The sequence below is a fragment of the Achromobacter sp. HZ34 genome (assembly GCF_002209485.1).
Taxonomy (GTDB): Bacteria; Pseudomonadota; Gammaproteobacteria; order Burkholderiales; family Burkholderiaceae_B; genus Bordetella_C.
Genome location: NZ_NJIX01000005.1, coordinates 445,052 through 460,687, shown reverse-complemented (window position 1 = coordinate 460,687; position 15,636 = coordinate 445,052). Strand labels below are relative to the sequence as shown.

At 63.6% G+C, this 15,636-nt stretch carries 13 protein-coding genes; 8 read left to right on the top strand and 5 right to left on the bottom strand.

The window, feature by feature from the left end:
- Window positions 1-46: 46 nt before the first annotated feature.
- Together CEY05_RS21775 and CEY05_RS21770 are read left to right on the top strand one after the other, a co-directional pair.
- Complete coding sequence (locus CEY05_RS21775) at window positions 47-988, top strand: LysR family transcriptional regulator (RefSeq protein WP_088597259.1); 942 nt, start codon at window positions 47-49, stop codon at window positions 986-988.
- A gap of 171 nt (window positions 989-1,159) precedes the next feature.
- Window positions 1,160-1,402 (top strand): carotenoid oxygenase family protein, encoded by a 243-nt coding sequence (locus tag CEY05_RS21770; RefSeq protein WP_158219377.1) that lies wholly within the window; start codon window positions 1,160-1,162, stop codon window positions 1,400-1,402.
- 78 nt (window positions 1,403-1,480) lie between these two features.
- Here CEY05_RS21770 and CEY05_RS31805 read toward each other — a convergent pair whose 3' ends face one another.
- On the bottom strand, window positions 1,481-1,828 hold the full coding sequence (locus CEY05_RS31805; protein ID WP_233161644.1) for a hypothetical protein: 348 nt from the start codon (window positions 1,826-1,828) through the stop codon (window positions 1,481-1,483).
- Window positions 1,829-1,995: 167 nt separating this feature from the next.
- Between CEY05_RS31805 and CEY05_RS21760 the strand changes: the two genes are divergently transcribed.
- Window positions 1,996-2,811 carry an N-acyl homoserine lactonase family protein gene (locus CEY05_RS21760; protein ID WP_088597261.1) on the top strand — a complete coding sequence of 272 codons (816 nt, stop codon included), beginning with the start codon at window positions 1,996-1,998 and terminating at the stop codon, window positions 2,809-2,811.
- On the opposite strand, the gene CEY05_RS21755 is transcribed toward CEY05_RS21760, so the two are convergent.
- From CEY05_RS21755 to CEY05_RS21745, 3 genes are all read right to left on the bottom strand, one after another.
- The gene (locus CEY05_RS21755; protein WP_088597262.1) at window positions 2,798-3,898 is read right to left on the bottom strand and encodes an NAD(P)-dependent alcohol dehydrogenase; all 1,101 of its coding nucleotides are present in this window, start codon (window positions 3,896-3,898) and stop codon (window positions 2,798-2,800) included. The two genes, CEY05_RS21760 and CEY05_RS21755, sit on opposite strands and share 14 nt — an antisense overlap.
- A gap of 197 nt (window positions 3,899-4,095) precedes the next feature.
- A complete protein-coding gene (locus CEY05_RS31800; RefSeq protein WP_369825975.1) occupies window positions 4,096-4,551 on the bottom strand; it encodes a carbonic anhydrase in 456 nt (151 codons plus the stop codon).
- Between the two features lie 134 nt (window positions 4,552-4,685).
- The gene (locus CEY05_RS21745; RefSeq protein ID WP_088597263.1) at window positions 4,686-5,252 is read right to left on the bottom strand and encodes a hypothetical protein; all 567 of its coding nucleotides are present in this window, start codon (window positions 5,250-5,252) and stop codon (window positions 4,686-4,688) included.
- Window positions 5,253-6,059: 807 nt separating this feature from the next.
- Between CEY05_RS21745 and CEY05_RS21740 the strand changes: the two genes are divergently transcribed.
- From CEY05_RS21740 to CEY05_RS21720, 5 genes are read left to right on the top strand one after another with little or no spacing between them, the layout of a single operon-like run.
- Window positions 6,060-7,715: an ABC transporter substrate-binding protein gene (locus tag CEY05_RS21740; protein WP_088597264.1), complete on the top strand. Its 1,656-nt coding sequence runs from the start codon at window positions 6,060-6,062 to the stop codon at window positions 7,713-7,715.
- Entirely contained in the window at window positions 7,712-8,785 is a 1,074-nt protein-coding gene (locus CEY05_RS21735; RefSeq protein ID WP_088597265.1) for an ABC transporter permease, read from the top strand. Before CEY05_RS21740 ends, CEY05_RS21735 begins: the two co-directional genes overlap by 4 nt.
- 15 nt (window positions 8,786-8,800) lie before the next feature.
- On the top strand, window positions 8,801-9,646 hold the full coding sequence (locus CEY05_RS21730) for an ABC transporter permease (RefSeq protein ID WP_088597266.1): 846 nt from the start codon (window positions 8,801-8,803) through the stop codon (window positions 9,644-9,646).
- A gap of 8 nt (window positions 9,647-9,654) precedes the next feature.
- Entirely contained in the window at window positions 9,655-11,292 is a 1,638-nt protein-coding gene (locus CEY05_RS21725) for an ABC transporter ATP-binding protein (RefSeq protein ID WP_088597267.1), read from the top strand.
- A gap of 15 nt (window positions 11,293-11,307) precedes the next feature.
- Window positions 11,308-12,651, top strand: a complete 1,344-nt coding sequence (locus CEY05_RS21720; RefSeq protein ID WP_198952852.1) for an NtaA/DmoA family FMN-dependent monooxygenase — start codon at window positions 11,308-11,310, stop codon at window positions 12,649-12,651.
- Window positions 12,652-12,679: 28 nt separating this feature from the next.
- Here CEY05_RS21720 and CEY05_RS21715 read toward each other — a convergent pair whose 3' ends face one another.
- Window positions 12,680-15,589 carry a GH92 family glycosyl hydrolase gene (locus tag CEY05_RS21715; RefSeq protein WP_233161643.1) on the bottom strand — a complete coding sequence of 970 codons (2,910 nt, stop codon included), beginning with the start codon at window positions 15,587-15,589 and terminating at the stop codon, window positions 12,680-12,682.
- Window positions 15,590-15,636: the final 47 nt, after the last annotated feature.

The window sequence follows — 15,636 nt, the reverse complement described above, 5'->3', positions numbered from 1 at the left end:
GTAGCTGGGCAATGACAATTTGAAGTTTTTTGGCTATTCTTAAGCAATGCCTAATAATTTCAAGTTGCGGCAGCTGCAGGGCTTCGTGGCCGCGGCAGAGCTGGGATCTTTTGCATTGGCGGCGGCGCACACTTCGATGACGCCGCCTGCGTTTTCCCAGCTGATCAAGGAATTGGAGTCCAATCTTGGCGTGGCGCTGTTCGACAGGACGACGCGACGCCTGCATCTGACAGCCGCCGGTGAGCAGTTGTTGCTCAGTGTCCGCCGACCCCTGCAGGATCTGGATCATGCAAGCGCCGACATGCGTGCGCTGGTCGATGGCAGCCGTGGGCGCATTGCCTTTTCCATCCTTCACTCACTGGCGTTTGGCATAGGCACGCGCACGCTGGCGGCGCTGCATCAGTCGCATCCCAGCGTTGCCGTCCAGATGATCGAGGACCAGAACGATGTGCTGATCGAACGCATCGTCAATCGCGAGGTCGACTTTGGCGTGGGCATGTTTACCCATGCCGTGAGCGAGCTGTCCTTCGAGCCGCTCTTCGTGGACGAGCTGGTAGCGGTGCTGAGGGCGGATCATCCTCTGGCGCGCCGACCCGTGGTGGAGTGGAGCGAGCTGGCCGAGCATCCGCTGATCCTGCTTCCGCAGAAATCCAGTGTGAGGCGATTGGCCGAGGCGTCGTTGCTGTTGACGGGGCTGCCGCGCAAGACGGGACACGAGGTGGTCAGTATGGTGACCGCCATCAACATGGCCGCGGCCGGCCTGGGCGTGACCATCCTGCCGAAACTGTCCTTGCCCTGGCTGAAGGCCGACCATATGGCGCATCGATCCATCGGCGATCCCCGGCCGCATCGCCAGATCGGGATCATCCGCCGCACGAGCCGAGCGATACCTGGCGCGGAAGAAATCGTGCTGGAGCAGATGCGACGGGAAGCCCTCACGACATCCGATGTCTGGCGGGAAAGCGAAACGCATGCGCTGCCTGGGTAGTCCGGGCCGTCCGTCCGCTTGAAGCAGGAGCCTATGCAAAGCAGGTCCACACTGTATCAGCGGGGCAGGCCCTGATGCCGTAGAAGATTGCTCTGACCGGATGAGGCGCCGCGAACCGCGGCTGGCGGCCCATACAATCCGGCCATGCCCTGTGGCCGCTGGCCCGGGCCAGTGACCATCGATCCGTCGCGTCGCAGCTTCGAAATCGCCGGCTTCTCTAACGAGATCACCGAGTTTCCGCGCGTGAACCAGTTGCGCGAAGCCTTGCCGACTCGTTTCGTCTATATGCCCACCTTGACGTCCTCGCTCGATGAGAAGAACCCGCCGTCGGAGGTATTCAACGCCTTGCTCAAGCTCGACACGGAGACGGGTAGGTATCCGCGGCATGACCTCGGCGTCACCCCGTCGCGGTAATTGAAATGCCTCAACGGGTGCCGCAAGGACTGCACGGCAACTGGATTTCTCGCATCTGATCTGCACGTCTTGTGCTGGTCAATACCAGCCGAAGCCTTTCGCCATCAAGCCGCCCAAGCCCACGGCTACCGACACGTTTGCTCCGAGCAGCAGGCGAAAATTCGCGCGGGCCTCGGAGCGCAGCCCGCGGATCTCCGTTTTCAGCTCTGTTTTCAATTCTGTGACGTCGCGCTGGATATGCTCGGTGGTCGCTTCCAGCTTGGCGACGCGCGGTTCGATTCCATAAGCTTCGCCGCCGCCGCGCCGGATGCGCTTGCCGGCCCGGGCTGTCTTGCCTGGACCGAATTTTCTGCTGAGTGTGAGTGTTGCCACGATCGATACCGCTCCCGCAATGGGAAGATCCGCATGATCTTCACGTGGCGACAATCACAGTTCCGGCCCAGGTCGGTGTGCTCCCAGGTGCGCAAAAATAGGCCACATCCTGGTGCCGATGTTCGAGCCTGCCGCAGGCTGTCCATTGTTGATTCTGATTCAGCAGTGTTTTTAATTTCGGCTGATTGATCGGCGTGTGAGCCCGGACGTAGACTGCCCCGATGACAATAAAACCCGAATACGAAGTCATCGCGCTGAAGTATGCCACCCGCGATGCGCAACGCGCGGCCAACTTCCTGGGTGGCGATCCCCACGACGCGCCCATGCCCATGGACTATTACGTCTGGGTGATCCGGAACGCCGACCGGATCGTCCTGGTCGACACGGGGTTCGAAGCGGCACAGGCCATCAAGCGCCATCGCACTTTGCTGCGCAAGCCGGCGGATGCGTTACGGCTGGTCGGTATCGATGCCTCGCGTATCACCGATGTCGTCATTACCCATCTGCATAACGACCATGCCGGCACGCTGGCCGATTTCCCCAAGGCGCGCTTTCATCTGCAAGACACCGAGATGGCGTTCGCCACGGGGCGCCACATGTGCTGCGGCATGATCAGCCGGGCTTATGAACCCGATGACGTCATCCGCATGCTGCGCCTGGTGTATGGCGACAGGGTGGTATTCCATGACGGCGACGACGATCTTTTTCCCGGCATCAGCGTGCACCGTATCGGCGGTCACACGGACGGCCTGCAGGCCGTCCGTGTAAGTACCGCGCGCGGTTGGGTGGTGCTGGCATCCGACGCCAGCCATTATTACGAGCACTTCGAAAACGACCGCTGTTTCCCGCTGGTCTTCAACGTCGGCGATGTGCTGCAGGGCTATCGGCGGCTGGCCGCCTTGGCCGAGTCCCCGGCGCACGTGATCCCCGGCCACGATCCGCTGGTACTCGACCGCTATCCCCGAGCCGCGCCCGATTTGGGGGGCATCGCCGCGCGCCTGGATCTGCCACCGCTGCCGTCCGTCAGAACGGCTTGATGGCCACCTTCAGCACGTTGTCGCGCTGATGCGAGAACAGGTCGTATGCCGCGCCGATGTCATCGAGCTTGAACTTGTGGGTCACCATATCCGTCAGGTCCAGCCGGCCGGATTCAATGACGTTCATCAGACGCCGCATGCGTTCCTTGCCGCCGGGGCACAAAGCCGTGTTGATCCTGTGGTCTCCCAGCCCGGCGGCGAATGCGCCGAGTGGAATCTTCAGGTCGCTGGAGTACACGCCCAGGCTGGACAGCGTTCCGCCTGGCTTGAGTACGCGCAGGGCGGCTTCGAAAGTACTTTGCTGACCCAATGCCTCGATGGACGAATCGACGCCCTTGCCACCCGTCAGCCGCAGGATCTCGCTGACGACATCGCAATCGTTGAAATTGAGAGTGGCGTCGGCTCCCCACTGGCGCGCCATGTCCAGGCGATGCGGGTTGCCATCCACGGCGATGATGGTGGTCGCGCCCAACAGGCGCGCGCCGGCGGTGGCGCACAGGCCGATGGGCCCTTGGGCGAACACGGCAACCGTATCGCCGATGCGGATATTCGCGTTCTCGGCGCCCTTGAAGCCCGTGGACATGATGTCGGGGCACATCAGTACCTGCTCGTCGCTGAGGCCGTCCGGAACCGGGGCCAGGTTGGCCTGGGCGTCGGGAACCAGAAGGTACTCGGCTTGCGCGCCATCGATCTTGTTGCCGAAGCGCCAGCCCGCCGTCGCCACGTAGCCGTGGCAGCCGCAGCCACCCTGGTGCATCAGGTAGCTGCCGTCCTGCGAAGGATAGCCGTCCTGGGCTGCGTAGGAGTTGAAGTTCGGGCAGATGGCACCGGCGATCACCCGCTGTCCCAGTTGGTAGCCTGACACCGCGCTGCCCAGCTTCTCTATGATCCCGACCGGCTCATGGCCTACGGTGAGGCCAGGTGCCACGGGGTATTCGCCCTTCAGGATGTGTACATCGGTGCCGCAGATCGTGGTGGTGGTGATCTTCAGCAACGCGTCGTTCGGTCCGACGTCGGGGATGGCTTTCTCCCGGATGTCGATTCGTCCAGGTTCGACGAAGACAGCCGCTTTCATCGTCTTGCTCATGTTTCGCTCCCGTGGTCCGTGGAATGGGTCAAGTGAACTTGCGCATGTAAAAGGCACGCCGAAAGCGGATTGCTACTGAAAGCGTAATCCGGGGCCGCACTGCGCCTTGGCGGTTCAATGCTGCGCTTGAATCGGCGTGATTTCCTTGCGCGAGATCAAAATCAAGCGGTGGCTAGTCCAGGAAGGTGACCATGCCATTATTGAGGTCGTACATCGAGCCGACGATCTTGATTTTTCCTGCCTTCTCCAGGCCGATTGGAGATGTTGCCGGCGATCCGTCCGTTGAAGGTGTCGCCGATACCCGCGTCCAGGATGATTTCGGCGGGCGCACGGGAATCAATGCAGCTGAGGATGACCGCGGCGGGAAACTGCCCCGCCGCGCTGGAGCGCTTCTGGGCAAGGTAGTCGTGTTCCTGCGATTTTCCGGCCCGAAAGCGTTCGTTCCCCTGTTTCATCATGTCGATGACCTGATCCGGGGTCATTGCGTCGCGCTGCGCCTGCGAGAGGGAGGCCGCTTCGGCTTCCCGTGGTACCAGTGATACGGTTGCCGCCATCAGCGCGGCCGAGCCCGCGCCAACGCCTGCTCTCAGCCAGTTGCGTCGGCCCGAGTCCAGAGGATGGCTCGCCATGCAACAATCCTCGATCGTTTCCATGAAGTACCCCCTATACGCAGCCCACAAGAGACAGGTCGCACATTACGGCTATTCATTCATGGGCCGGCCGTGAACCACCGGGATTCAGGGCGAGTACATTCTGTTCCTGTTTGCCCTGGTGGACAATGGGTCGACTAGTCGCGGTCCAGCTGCTTGTCCAGCGTCTTCGCCACGGCAAGGTAGTGCTTGGCCGAAGCCGTATTGCCCTGGCGCTTGTAGTCTTCGCTGACGCGCTTGGCCGCGACCACGGCTACCTCGAAGCTGTCGTCGATATCCACTCGTTCGGAATCCTTCAAGCCGACTTCCTTGCCGTCGAAAAGGCCGGCGCGGTAGCCATTGCCTTCATCCACGACGCCGATGATCGGTATGCCGGCGCGCACTTCGCCGTAGAACGCAGGGCCGGCTTGATTGCCGTTGCGGGCGAGGATCATGCCGACGCCCGTGGCGATGCTGGTGATGGTGGAGCACGAACCGGTCCAGTATTTCGGCCCATCGCCCAGGGACTCGGGCGCGACGAATTTGCAGTGGGTGGTGGGGTCTTCGGACCATTTCAGGCCGGTGTCCGGCCCTGCGGCCAGGGCCGAGGTCGATACCAGCAGGGACGCCAATGTTGACGCTACTGCCACGGTCGCGCGCAGGGCTTTGCGGGAGCCCGCCATGCCCGAACCGATTTTGGATGCATTCTTTTCTTTGAACCGCACGGTGCCAGACTCCTGGTGATAGGTATGAAACGCGGCCCTCCCAATTCGGCCGCTATCGCTTATACCTTGCATCTGGAATCATATGGATGAGCAAAATACTTCAAGAAGTAAGCGGATTCTTCTCTAGAACCTCGGCGATCGCGTGGGAGTCTCGGTCGGCCGTCAGGCAGGAGCAGGCCCGGCTCTCATCTCCGAACTGAGTTCGCGTTGATCTTCCTTCAAATCGAACGCTTCGCATTGGACCAGCTGTGCAGCGCGTCGCGACTTGGGCGGGCGGGCGTTCCTTTCGTGATCGCAACGGCGTCTGCCGGTGCGGTTGTTTCGAGAGCGTACGTATTCTGATGTCGCTTTGGATGTGCTCCGTGGTCGCCTCCAGCTTGGCGACGCGCGCTTCCAGTCCACGATTGTCACTGGTGCGCCGATTAACGCGTGCGTTGGGCCGGATTGCCTTTCCTGGACCAAAACTTCCGCCGAGTATGTGTGTAGCCATGATCGATACCACTCCCCTCAAGTGGAAAATCCCGCATGGTCTTCCAGTGGCGACGATGATAGTTGCGGTTCGATTCATCAGGCGTCAAACAGGTAAAAAATCAGACTAGTCCGACGAACACTGTCAAAGGGCAGTGGCTCGCGCAACGGCACGACTTATAGCATCACGCTATATCGATCCAGGCGACGGAACACATAATCAAATAGCATCTATTTCCTATAGCCTAAAAAAGATTGCCCTTAGGATAAGCCCTTGATCGTGGCGCCGAGCCTTGCTCCGGTGTCACGCGTAACGTGTTGCGGATCAAGGTGAGAGCGATGTCGGGCAATTTCGATCGGCGCGGTTTTCTTCGTGCGGGCGCCGCTGCATTCAGCGGTTCGCTGCTGGCGTATGCGACGGGATCGCGCGCCGCGGCCAGTACGCAGGACAGGCCGAATGCAGCAGGGAGCACCGGCTCTTCAGGCCCCTCCGGCCAACCTGTCCGTGGCGGCACATTGGTGTTCTCCGACACCGACACCGTATCCAGCTGGCAGAACCAGCGACTGGGTACCTATAGTTCCGGCAACCTGACGGCACCGACCAATGTGCTGCTGCTGTACTTCGATCCCTATCGAAAGATCTTCCAACCCTGGGTCGCGGAGCAATGGGGCAAGAACCCCGAGAACACACGATTCTGGTTCAAGATCCGCAAAGGCATCACCTTCAGTGACGGCACGGCATTGACGCCGCAGGTGGTGGCGAAGAATATCGAGCAGTTCGGCCGCGGCAATGAAAAGCTGCGCATCCCCGTGCATCCGCAAATCGCCCGCGGGTACGACCGCGTCGAGGTGGACGGCGACGTCGTCACCGTCATCCTGAACAAGCCGAACCAGCAATTCCTGCGCGACGTGACCCGCTCCAATTCAGCCATCGTCGGCGAGAAGAAGCTCGCACTGACGCTGGAGGAAGCCGGGCTGCCGCAGAACCACGTCGGCGCCGGGCCGTTCGTCCTGGAGTCGTACGTGCCGGGGCAGGGCGCCACGCTGGTGCGACGCACGGGCTACAACTGGGCGCCGGGCGGCTCGCCCAACCAAGGCGAGGCTTACCTCGACAAGATCGTCTGGCAGGTACTGCCGGAGATCGGCTTGCGCACCGGGGCGTTGATATCGGGCCAGGTCGATGTGGCCCGTGGCATACAGCCGGCCGACGAGGCGGCCATCATCGAACAGGGATTCCAGTTGCTGGCCTATCGGCCGCCACTGGGGACATCCAATTTCGCCGCCCTGCGGGTCAACAACGAATTCACCAAGGACCTGCGGGTGCGCCAGGCGCTGACGCTGGGCATCGATAGAGCAGGCCTGTCGCGCGACGCGCTGACGCCGCGCTATCCGCCGCCGCTGTCCATTCTCAATGCCGACAATCCCAACGCGATCGACCTGTCCCACGAGTTCGCCTACAACCCCGAGAAGGCGCGGGATCTGCTCGAACAGGCAGGTTGGACGCGCGGCGCCGATGGCGTGCGCGGCAAGGACGGCAAGCGTCTGCACCTGTCTGTTCCGCAGAGCTCGCAGCAGGTGGCCCTGGGCCCCGCCTGGGAATACATCGCGCAGCAGTGGCGCAAGGAATTGGGCATCGTCCTGGACGTGCGCAACGATCCGTCCTTCGCGGCCAAGGCCAATCAGGATGTGAACATCCCCATCATCGTCAACCGCACCTCCATCATCTCGCTCGGGCAATTCTTCGCCGATACCGGCAACACGACGCTGCTGGCGTCGCCGCCAGAACTCGTCGCCCTCTACCAGCGCGAGTTGGAAGCCGAAGACGATGCCGCGTTCAGGCAGGTCCAGATCGAGCAGCAGAAGGCGCTGCACAAAGGGGCTTACGTGATTGCCTACTTCGAGGAAGCGCAGACCTTCGGCGCAGCGCCCAACGTGCACCTGACGTTCCAGGCGCAGACCTATCCGGACTTCTACAACGCGTGGAAGAAAGCATGAACTCATACCGCCTGGCCGAAAGCCTGGATCGCAAGGACCTGACCCTTGTCGCCACGGTCCCCGACAAGAACACCGACAGCTTCACGGTGGCGACGGGCGCGGACGCCCATCGTACAAGGCGGCTGCTCCGTTACGCGCTGTCGCGTGTGGTGCAGGCCGTCGGCGTGCTGTGGCTGGCGTATACGCTGATCTTCGTCGCCATCTCTCTATTGCCGGTCAATCCCATCGTGCAGTTGTCGGCCAGCGAAAGCGGCATCATCGATGCCAAGACCGTCGAGCAGATGAAGCAGTATTACGGTTACGACCGCAATGCCGTCGAACGCTACTTCATCGAGCTTGGCAATGTCGCCCAGGGGCGCCTGGGCTACTCGATCAGTACCGGGCAGACCGTGGCGCAGGCCATCAGCGAAGCCGCGCCGCCTACGCTGCGCCTGGCCGCGCTGGCGTTCTCCGCGGCGCTGCTGATCACGACGCTGATCGTCATTACCGCCAACCTGGCGCGCTGGCGCTGGTTGCGCGAGTTCGTCCAGATCCTGCCGTCCCTGTTCGCCGCGGCACCCGTGTTCTGGGTGGGCATCGTGGCCCTGACCATTCTTTCGTTCAAACTACACCTCATCTCCATCTTCCCGGACGGTACTTTCCTGTCCATCCTGGTGCCTTCGGTCGTGCTGGCCTTGCCCCTGTCCGCGGCGTTTGCCCAGGTGCTGCTCAAGAGCGTGGAAACCGTCTACGCCAGCGAGTTCATCGATGTCGTTCGCGCGAAGGGGGCCGGACCAAATTGGGTCTTCTTTCGTCACGTGGTCCGCAATGCCGCCGCGCCGGGGCTGACCGTCGCCGGACATATCCTGGGTACGCTGGTGGGTGGCACCGTGGTGACGGAAACCGTCTTCGCCCGTGCCGGCGTGGGCCGCGCGCTGCAGGCCGCCGTGACCACGCAGGACTCATCGCTGGTGCAGGGCTTCATCCTCATCATCGCGGCGGTCTACGTCGTCCTGAACCTGCTCATCGATCTGCTGTATCCGGTTCTCGATCCGCGCATCCTGCTCACACGCGGCGCGTCACGCGGCTAAGGTCCAAGGTCAGGCATGAATACTCGCAACTTCGCGCTCCGACGCTTGAACATTCCGTCGCTGGCCAGCCTGGACGTACTCAGCGCGTTGGCGCTGATCGTGCTGGGCATCGTTGTCCTATGGACACTCGCACCTGCCTGGTTTACGGCTGCGGACCCCCTGGTCGGCAGTGGCGCCGACAAATTCCTGCCGCCCAGCTTCCTGCATTGGTTCGGCACCGACCGCGCGGGCCGCGACACCTTCGCGCGCGTGGTGCACGGAACTCATACCACCGTCTATGGCGCCGTCATCGGCACGGCCATCGGGCTGACTGTCGGCACGGCCATCGGCGTCATTGCCGGTGTCGCGCGGGGCACCGTGGATGCCGTGCTGATGCGTCTGGTCGACGTGCTGCTGGCGTTCCCGGGCTTCCTGATCGCCCTGTGCCTGGTGTCCGCGTTCGGTCCTGGAACGGCAAAGATCGCCATCGGCGTCGGCATCGGTGCGGTAGCGCCATTCGCAAGGGTCGCGCGCAGCGAGGCGCTGCGCGTGGCGCAACTCGATTTCGTGGCTGCCGCGCGCGTCTCTGGCGCCCGGCCCGCGGCGGTGCTGTTTCGCCATGTGCTCATGAATTCAGCAGGGCCTATCGTGGCCCTGGTTCCTACCGAGCTGGGCGCGATGATCCTGGCCATCGCCGGACTGGGATTTCTGGGCTATGGCGCGCCGCCGCCGCAGCCGGAATGGGGCACCCTGCTGTCCGAGGGGCGTGACTATATCGCCAGGGCGTGGTGGCTGACCTCCCTGCCTGGCATCGTCGTGCTCTGCACGGTGCTGGCGGTTTCCCGCGTAAGCCGGCTGCTGCAGCGGCGATTCAGGATCTAAGGTGCCCCATGTTGAAGATCGAGAACCTGACTGTCCATTACCGGGGCAATGAACATCCGGCCGTCAATCACGCCAGCGTGTCCGTCGCCAGCGGGGAGATCGTGGCGATCATCGGCGAATCCGGCTCGGGCAAGTCCACCCTGAGCAAGGCGGTCATCGGCCTGTTGCCGAAGACCGCCAGCATCGCGGGCGGCAGCATCCGCGTCGACGGCCAGGAGCTCACGGCGCTGTCCGAACGGGAATGGGTGAAACGGCGTGGGCGCCTTATCGGCCTGGTCCCGCAAGACCCGGCCACATCGCTCAATCCGGTGCACACCATAGGCGCCCAGGTCACCGAGATATTCCGTCTGCATGAAGCCGGACGGCCGCGCGATCGGCGCCAGCTGCGCGAGGAGGCCGCGGCACTGCTGGAACTGGTGGGAATTGACCATCCGGCTCAGCGGCTGTCCCAATATCCACACGAACTGTCCGGCGGCATGCGGCAGCGCGTCCTGATCGCCATGGCCTTCGGCTTGCGGCCCAAGCTGCTGATCGCCGACGAGCCGACCAGCGCGCTGGACGTCACCGTGCAGAAGCAGGTGCTGGAGGTCTTCGACCGGCTGGCGCGGCAGACCGGCGTGGCCGTCCTGTTCGTGACGCACAACCTGGCCGTGGCCTGCGACCACGCACAGCGGGCGATCGTGATGCGCAATGGCGAGGTCGTGGAAAGCGGTCCGGTGGAGGATCTGGTCTTCAGGCCGACGCAGCCGTACACGCGGGATCTTGCTGCCTCCGCATTCAAGGTCCGTGCCATCAATGACCGTGGTGGGCGGCCTGAAGCGGATGCGGCCACGCGGGCCATCGAAGTTGCCGGCCTGAGCAAGGTGTTCGCCCATGGTTCGGGACAGCGATTCAAGGCGGTCGATGGCGTGTCCTTTGCCGTGCCGACCGGCAGCACGTTTGCCCTGGTGGGAGAGTCGGGCTCGGGCAAGTCGACGGTCGCGCGGTTGATCCTGGGCCTGGCCCAGGCCAGCGCAGGAACGGTACGCGTGGATGGCCATGACGCCACCAATCTTGCCGGCGACGCCCAGCGCGAGGTGTGGCGGCACGTCCAGCTGGTCCAGCAGAATCCCCAGGTTGCGCTGGATCCCCGTCTTTCTGTCGAACAGATCATCGCCGAGCCACTGCATGCGTTCGGCATCGGCGAGCGTGCCCAGCGGTTCCAGCGTGTCGCTGAGTTGCTGGACCAGGTCGGGCTGCCCCGCAGCGTTGCCCAGCGCCGGCCGAGAGCGCTGTCCGGCGGACAGCAGCAGCGGGTCGCCATAGCCCGCGCGCTGGCGCCGCGGCCTCGCATCGTGGTGCTGGACGAAGCGCTGTCGGCCTTGGACGTCGTTACGCAGGCAAGAATCATCGACTTGCTCGATCGCCTGCAGCGCGAGCTGAACCTGACTTACCTGTTCATCTCGCATGACCTGGAAGTGGTGCGTTCGTTATCTGACTTCGTTGCCGTCCTGCGCCAGGGACGCCTGGTCGAAAGCGGTCCGACCGCGCTCGTATTCGAGCATCCGCGCAATGCCTACACCCGGGCACTGCTCGATGCCACACCAGGACAGCGCTTGCGTGAACCGGGCCGCGGCATGCGCGCGGTCGCGCTGGAAGCCCACTAAACACCGGAGATATGCGTGACCGATTCGGTAGACAACCCCGCAGGCAACCTTGCAAAGAACCCGGGCAGACGCCTGTTTCTCAGCGTCGCCATCAATAGCACCGGCTCGGCCGGCAAGTCCTGGGCTTGGCCGGGCACGGATTGGACGCGCTTCAACCGCTTCGACCACTACCTGCGTTCGGCGCAACTCGCGCACGAGGGGCGCTTCGATATCGTCTTCGTCTCCGACCACCCGGCGCTGCAGCGCGACAACACCAGCCGGCCCTTGCACAGCTTCGATCCGACGGTGCTGTTCAGCGCCATCGCTGCCCGTGTACCCGACATCGGCTTCCTGTTGACGGCGTCTTCTTCGTATAACTCGCCCTACAACCTGGCGCGGCGGCTGGCCACCCTGGACAATATTTCCGATGGCAGGGTGATCTGGAACATCGTTTCCAGCTTCAATCCGGACATCGCCGCCAACTTCAGCGCGGCAGCGTTGCCGCCCCGTGAAGAACGCTACCGCCGCGCCGACGAATTCGTGGAAGTGGTGAAGAAGCTATGGCTGAGCTGGGATGCGCCGGCGGGAGACACGCCGCGCGGCCAGGTCTGGGATGCGACGACGGCGCGCAAGATCGATCATCATGGTGAGTTCTTCGACGTCACCGGCCCCTTGAACGTGCCGGTCGGTCCACAGAAGCATCCGGTCATCTCGCAAGCCGGTGCGTCGGATGCCGGTATCGACCTGGCCGCCAAGCATGCGGACATCGTCTACGCGTCGCTGTTCAACAAGCAGGCGGCCTTCGACTATAAAGCGCAGTTGCGGGAACGCGCCGAGGCGCACGGCCGCGACCCGGGCAGCATCCGGCTGATGCCGGGCCTGGTGGTCGTGCTGGGCGAGACCCGCGAGGAGGCCTATCGCAAGCACGAAGCACTGCATGGAGAGGGAGGCGAAGAGAGCCTGGTGAAGGACTTCTTCAAACGTGCCGCGCTTACGGATATTACTGGCCTGGATCCGGACCAGCCCATCGACCCGGCGGTGTTCAGCTACACGCAGGACCAGACCCGACCGGTGGGGTTTTCACGTTCGTTCGCCGAACTGACGACGGCGGAGAGCCTGACGCCACGGCAGTTGGTGAGGCGCGTGGACGGCGGCCACCGGCTGGCGGTGGGCACGCCACGCGAAGTCGCGGACACTATCATCGACTGGTGGCGCAGCGGCGCCGCGGACGGCTTCAACATTCACATCCCTGTGCTGCCCGACGGGATTGCTGAATTCAACCGCAGCGTCATTCCCCTGCTGCAAGCCGCTGGCGCCGTACCCACCGAGTACGATGGGTCGACGATCCGGCAGCGGCTGGCCTTGCCTGAGCCGGTGTAAAGACCCAGGCCAGGCCCGATCCCTGCGCTTACGGCGCCACGCTCAGCCCGAAGATATGCATCTTGCCCGCGGAGACGTGCGTGGGCAGGGTGACACTGGCCAGGGTCTTGCCCGCCGTCAGCGCGAAGGATTGCGCATAGATGTGGGCTGCCGTGGTGTCCGCCGCGCCAGACGAGTTGTTGCGATGCGGGCTGGTGATGACCGACGTGCCGAATACCGTGCCGCTGGTCCAGTCGCTGACGCTGACAGGCAGTTGTTGCGTGCTGCCATCGGTGTACGTCAGGATGAACGTGCCGGTGCTGGGACCATTGTTGGCCGCCCCCAGGACCACCAGGCTGCCGCCGACAGGCGCCGACGGCATCATGATGGTCTGGCCTTGGGCCAAGGTATTGTCCAGCCCGTTGCTCGCATTGCCCCACGTGAAGGTGGCGCCGAGATAGGTGACCGGCGAACCGACTGCAGGCATGGATGTGGCCGAATAGGTGTTGCGCTGGCCGTCGAAGTCCGCGCCGGTGCCATCGGGGTTCGCTACGCCATCGACGCCCGCCGAATTGCCATTGAAGGCATCGGCCATGGTCGACGCGGTGGCGATGCCGTAGGACGGCGGCGCATCACTGGTGCCGGTGCCCCACGCAGACGGCGACGTCGTCAACGAATAGTCCAGCGTACCGCCGTTCTGTACCGCTGACAGGGGCAGCCAGGTGCTGGTCTGCGCGGTACCGTTGACCGACAGCGCCTGCACATAGGCAGACGCCGGCGCGCCCGCGGCGTTGATCTGCATCGTCTTGCCGTTCTGCAGCTGCACCTTGACCGACTCGAACTGCGGGGTGCTCAGCGTGAATCCGCCCACGGCCGGGATGGTGGGATACATGCCCATCGCCGCCCACATATACCAGCTGGACGTGGCGCCCATGTCGTCGTTGCCCGGCAGGCCGCTCGGCGCCGTCGTGAACTCGTTCTGCACGATGCGCTGGATCAGGGCCTGCGTATTGGCGGGCTGGCCGGACCAGTTGTAGTACCACGGCGTGGCGAAGCCCGGTTCGTTGCCGACATACAGGTACGGCGCGCTGGTGCCCGCATTGGTCTGCGTGAAGAACGCATCCAGGCGCGGATTGACGGCGCTATTGCCGCCCAGCTGCGTCATCAGGCCGCCGATGTTGTACGGCACCATCCACGTGTACTGCTCCGCATCGCCCTGGTCATAGTTGTCGGTACTGGTCTGGGTCTCCGTATCGTAGCCGCCGCCTGACTGGCGGCCCACGATCAGCGGCGGCGTCAGGCCCGAATTCAGGACGTTGAGCCAGTAGGCCGAGCGGATGCCGATGGTCTTCTGCAGGGTCGTTTTGCCCAATGCGCCGGCGAACTGGGAGATGGCGAAGTCGCTGCTGCTGTACTCCAGCGTCGACGATGCGATGCCGGTCTCGCTGTCCGTGATGTAGCCGTACTTCAGGTAGCCGAGCCGTCCGCCGTTGGTGGCGACGCCGCCGCAGTTCGTGCCCGTGACGTTGGCTTGCTTGACCATGTAGTTCAACGCGGTGGCCGTGTCGAAGTTGGTCGCGCCGAAGGCATAGGCGCCGGCGACCATCAGCGAACCCGCATCACCCGGCATCACACCGGCTTCGTAGTTGTCATTGACCCAATGGGGAATGGCGCCGCACTGCTTGGCGTCGTTGACCAGCGATTGCGCAAGGTCGCTGGTTTCGGCGGGGAACAGGAAGGCCTTCAGCGGTATCAGAGAGCGGTAGATGTCCCAGCCCGAAATGCCGGAGTACTGCGCGGTCTGGCCCGCTTCCAGCTTGTGGACGGTGTTGTCCATGCCCATGTACTGCCCATTGTTGTCATTGAAGACGCTGGGCGCCCACAGGACGTGGTAGAAGGCGGTGTAGAACTTGGTCAGATCGTCCTTGCTGCCGCCGGTCACTTGCACGGTGGCCAGGCGCTTCTGCCATTCGGCATCGGCGGCATACCGCACGGTGTCGAAGTCCCAGCCAGTGTTTTCCGCGGCCAGGTTCTGCTTGGCGTTGGTAACGCTGACATAGGAGATGCCGACCTTCATCTGCACCGTGGCGCCCGGATTGAAGGAAATGGTCGCGACGCCGTTGTTGATCGCCGAGCTCAAGACCGGCTGGTCGAACTGCGCGTAGAAGTACACCGGAATCCGGTTGGCGCGGCCTTCGAAGCCGCCGCCGACGGTGCTGCCCTGGATCGTGTGATCATCGAGCTGCGTGATGGAGCCCGCTACGCCGGTGAGCGTGTTGGTCCGGGTGGTATCGATCAGCAGCAGCGCGGGCTTGTCGGCCGGATAGGTGAAACGGCCGAAGCCGGTGCGCAAGGTGGCGGTCAATTCCACCTTGACCTGGTTGTCCAGCGTGACGCCGTAATAGCCGGGTGCCGCGTGTTCGTTCGCGTGCGAGAAGGACGACGCGACGACGGACGGGCCCACCGTCGGCAGGATGGGGATTTCGCCGTTGTTACCCTGGCCACCCGTGCCGCTCATATGCGTCAGGCTGAAGCCGGCGATGGTATTCAGGTCGTAGTAGTAGCCGGACGGAGAACCTGGCTCCAGCGTCGTGCTGGCGGCCGGGGTGGTGTTCGTATCCGGACCCCACTGGACCATGCCGGCGGGCAGGCCGGCCGCGGGCAGCGTATTGCCGCCGGCGCCATGGGCGGTGGGGTTGGACGAGCTGCCCGGCGCGGTGCCGATCAGCGGATTGACGTATTGGGTCAGTGTGCCCAGGGTCGGGCCGGCCGGCGCGGTGCCGGACGAATCCGCGGGCGGCGTCGAGCCGGATGTCGCGCCGGATGACGCGCCGGTCGAGGTCGACGTGCTGGCGGGCGGGCTATCGCCGTCGTCGTCGCCGCCACCGCAAGCAGCCAGGGTGAAGAGAGCGATGACGGCGGCGCACACGCCGGTCATCTTGAACTTATCGACTTTCATGAACTTCCTTTGAGTTGGTACAAGAGGCAGTCAGATACGCCCGGCTG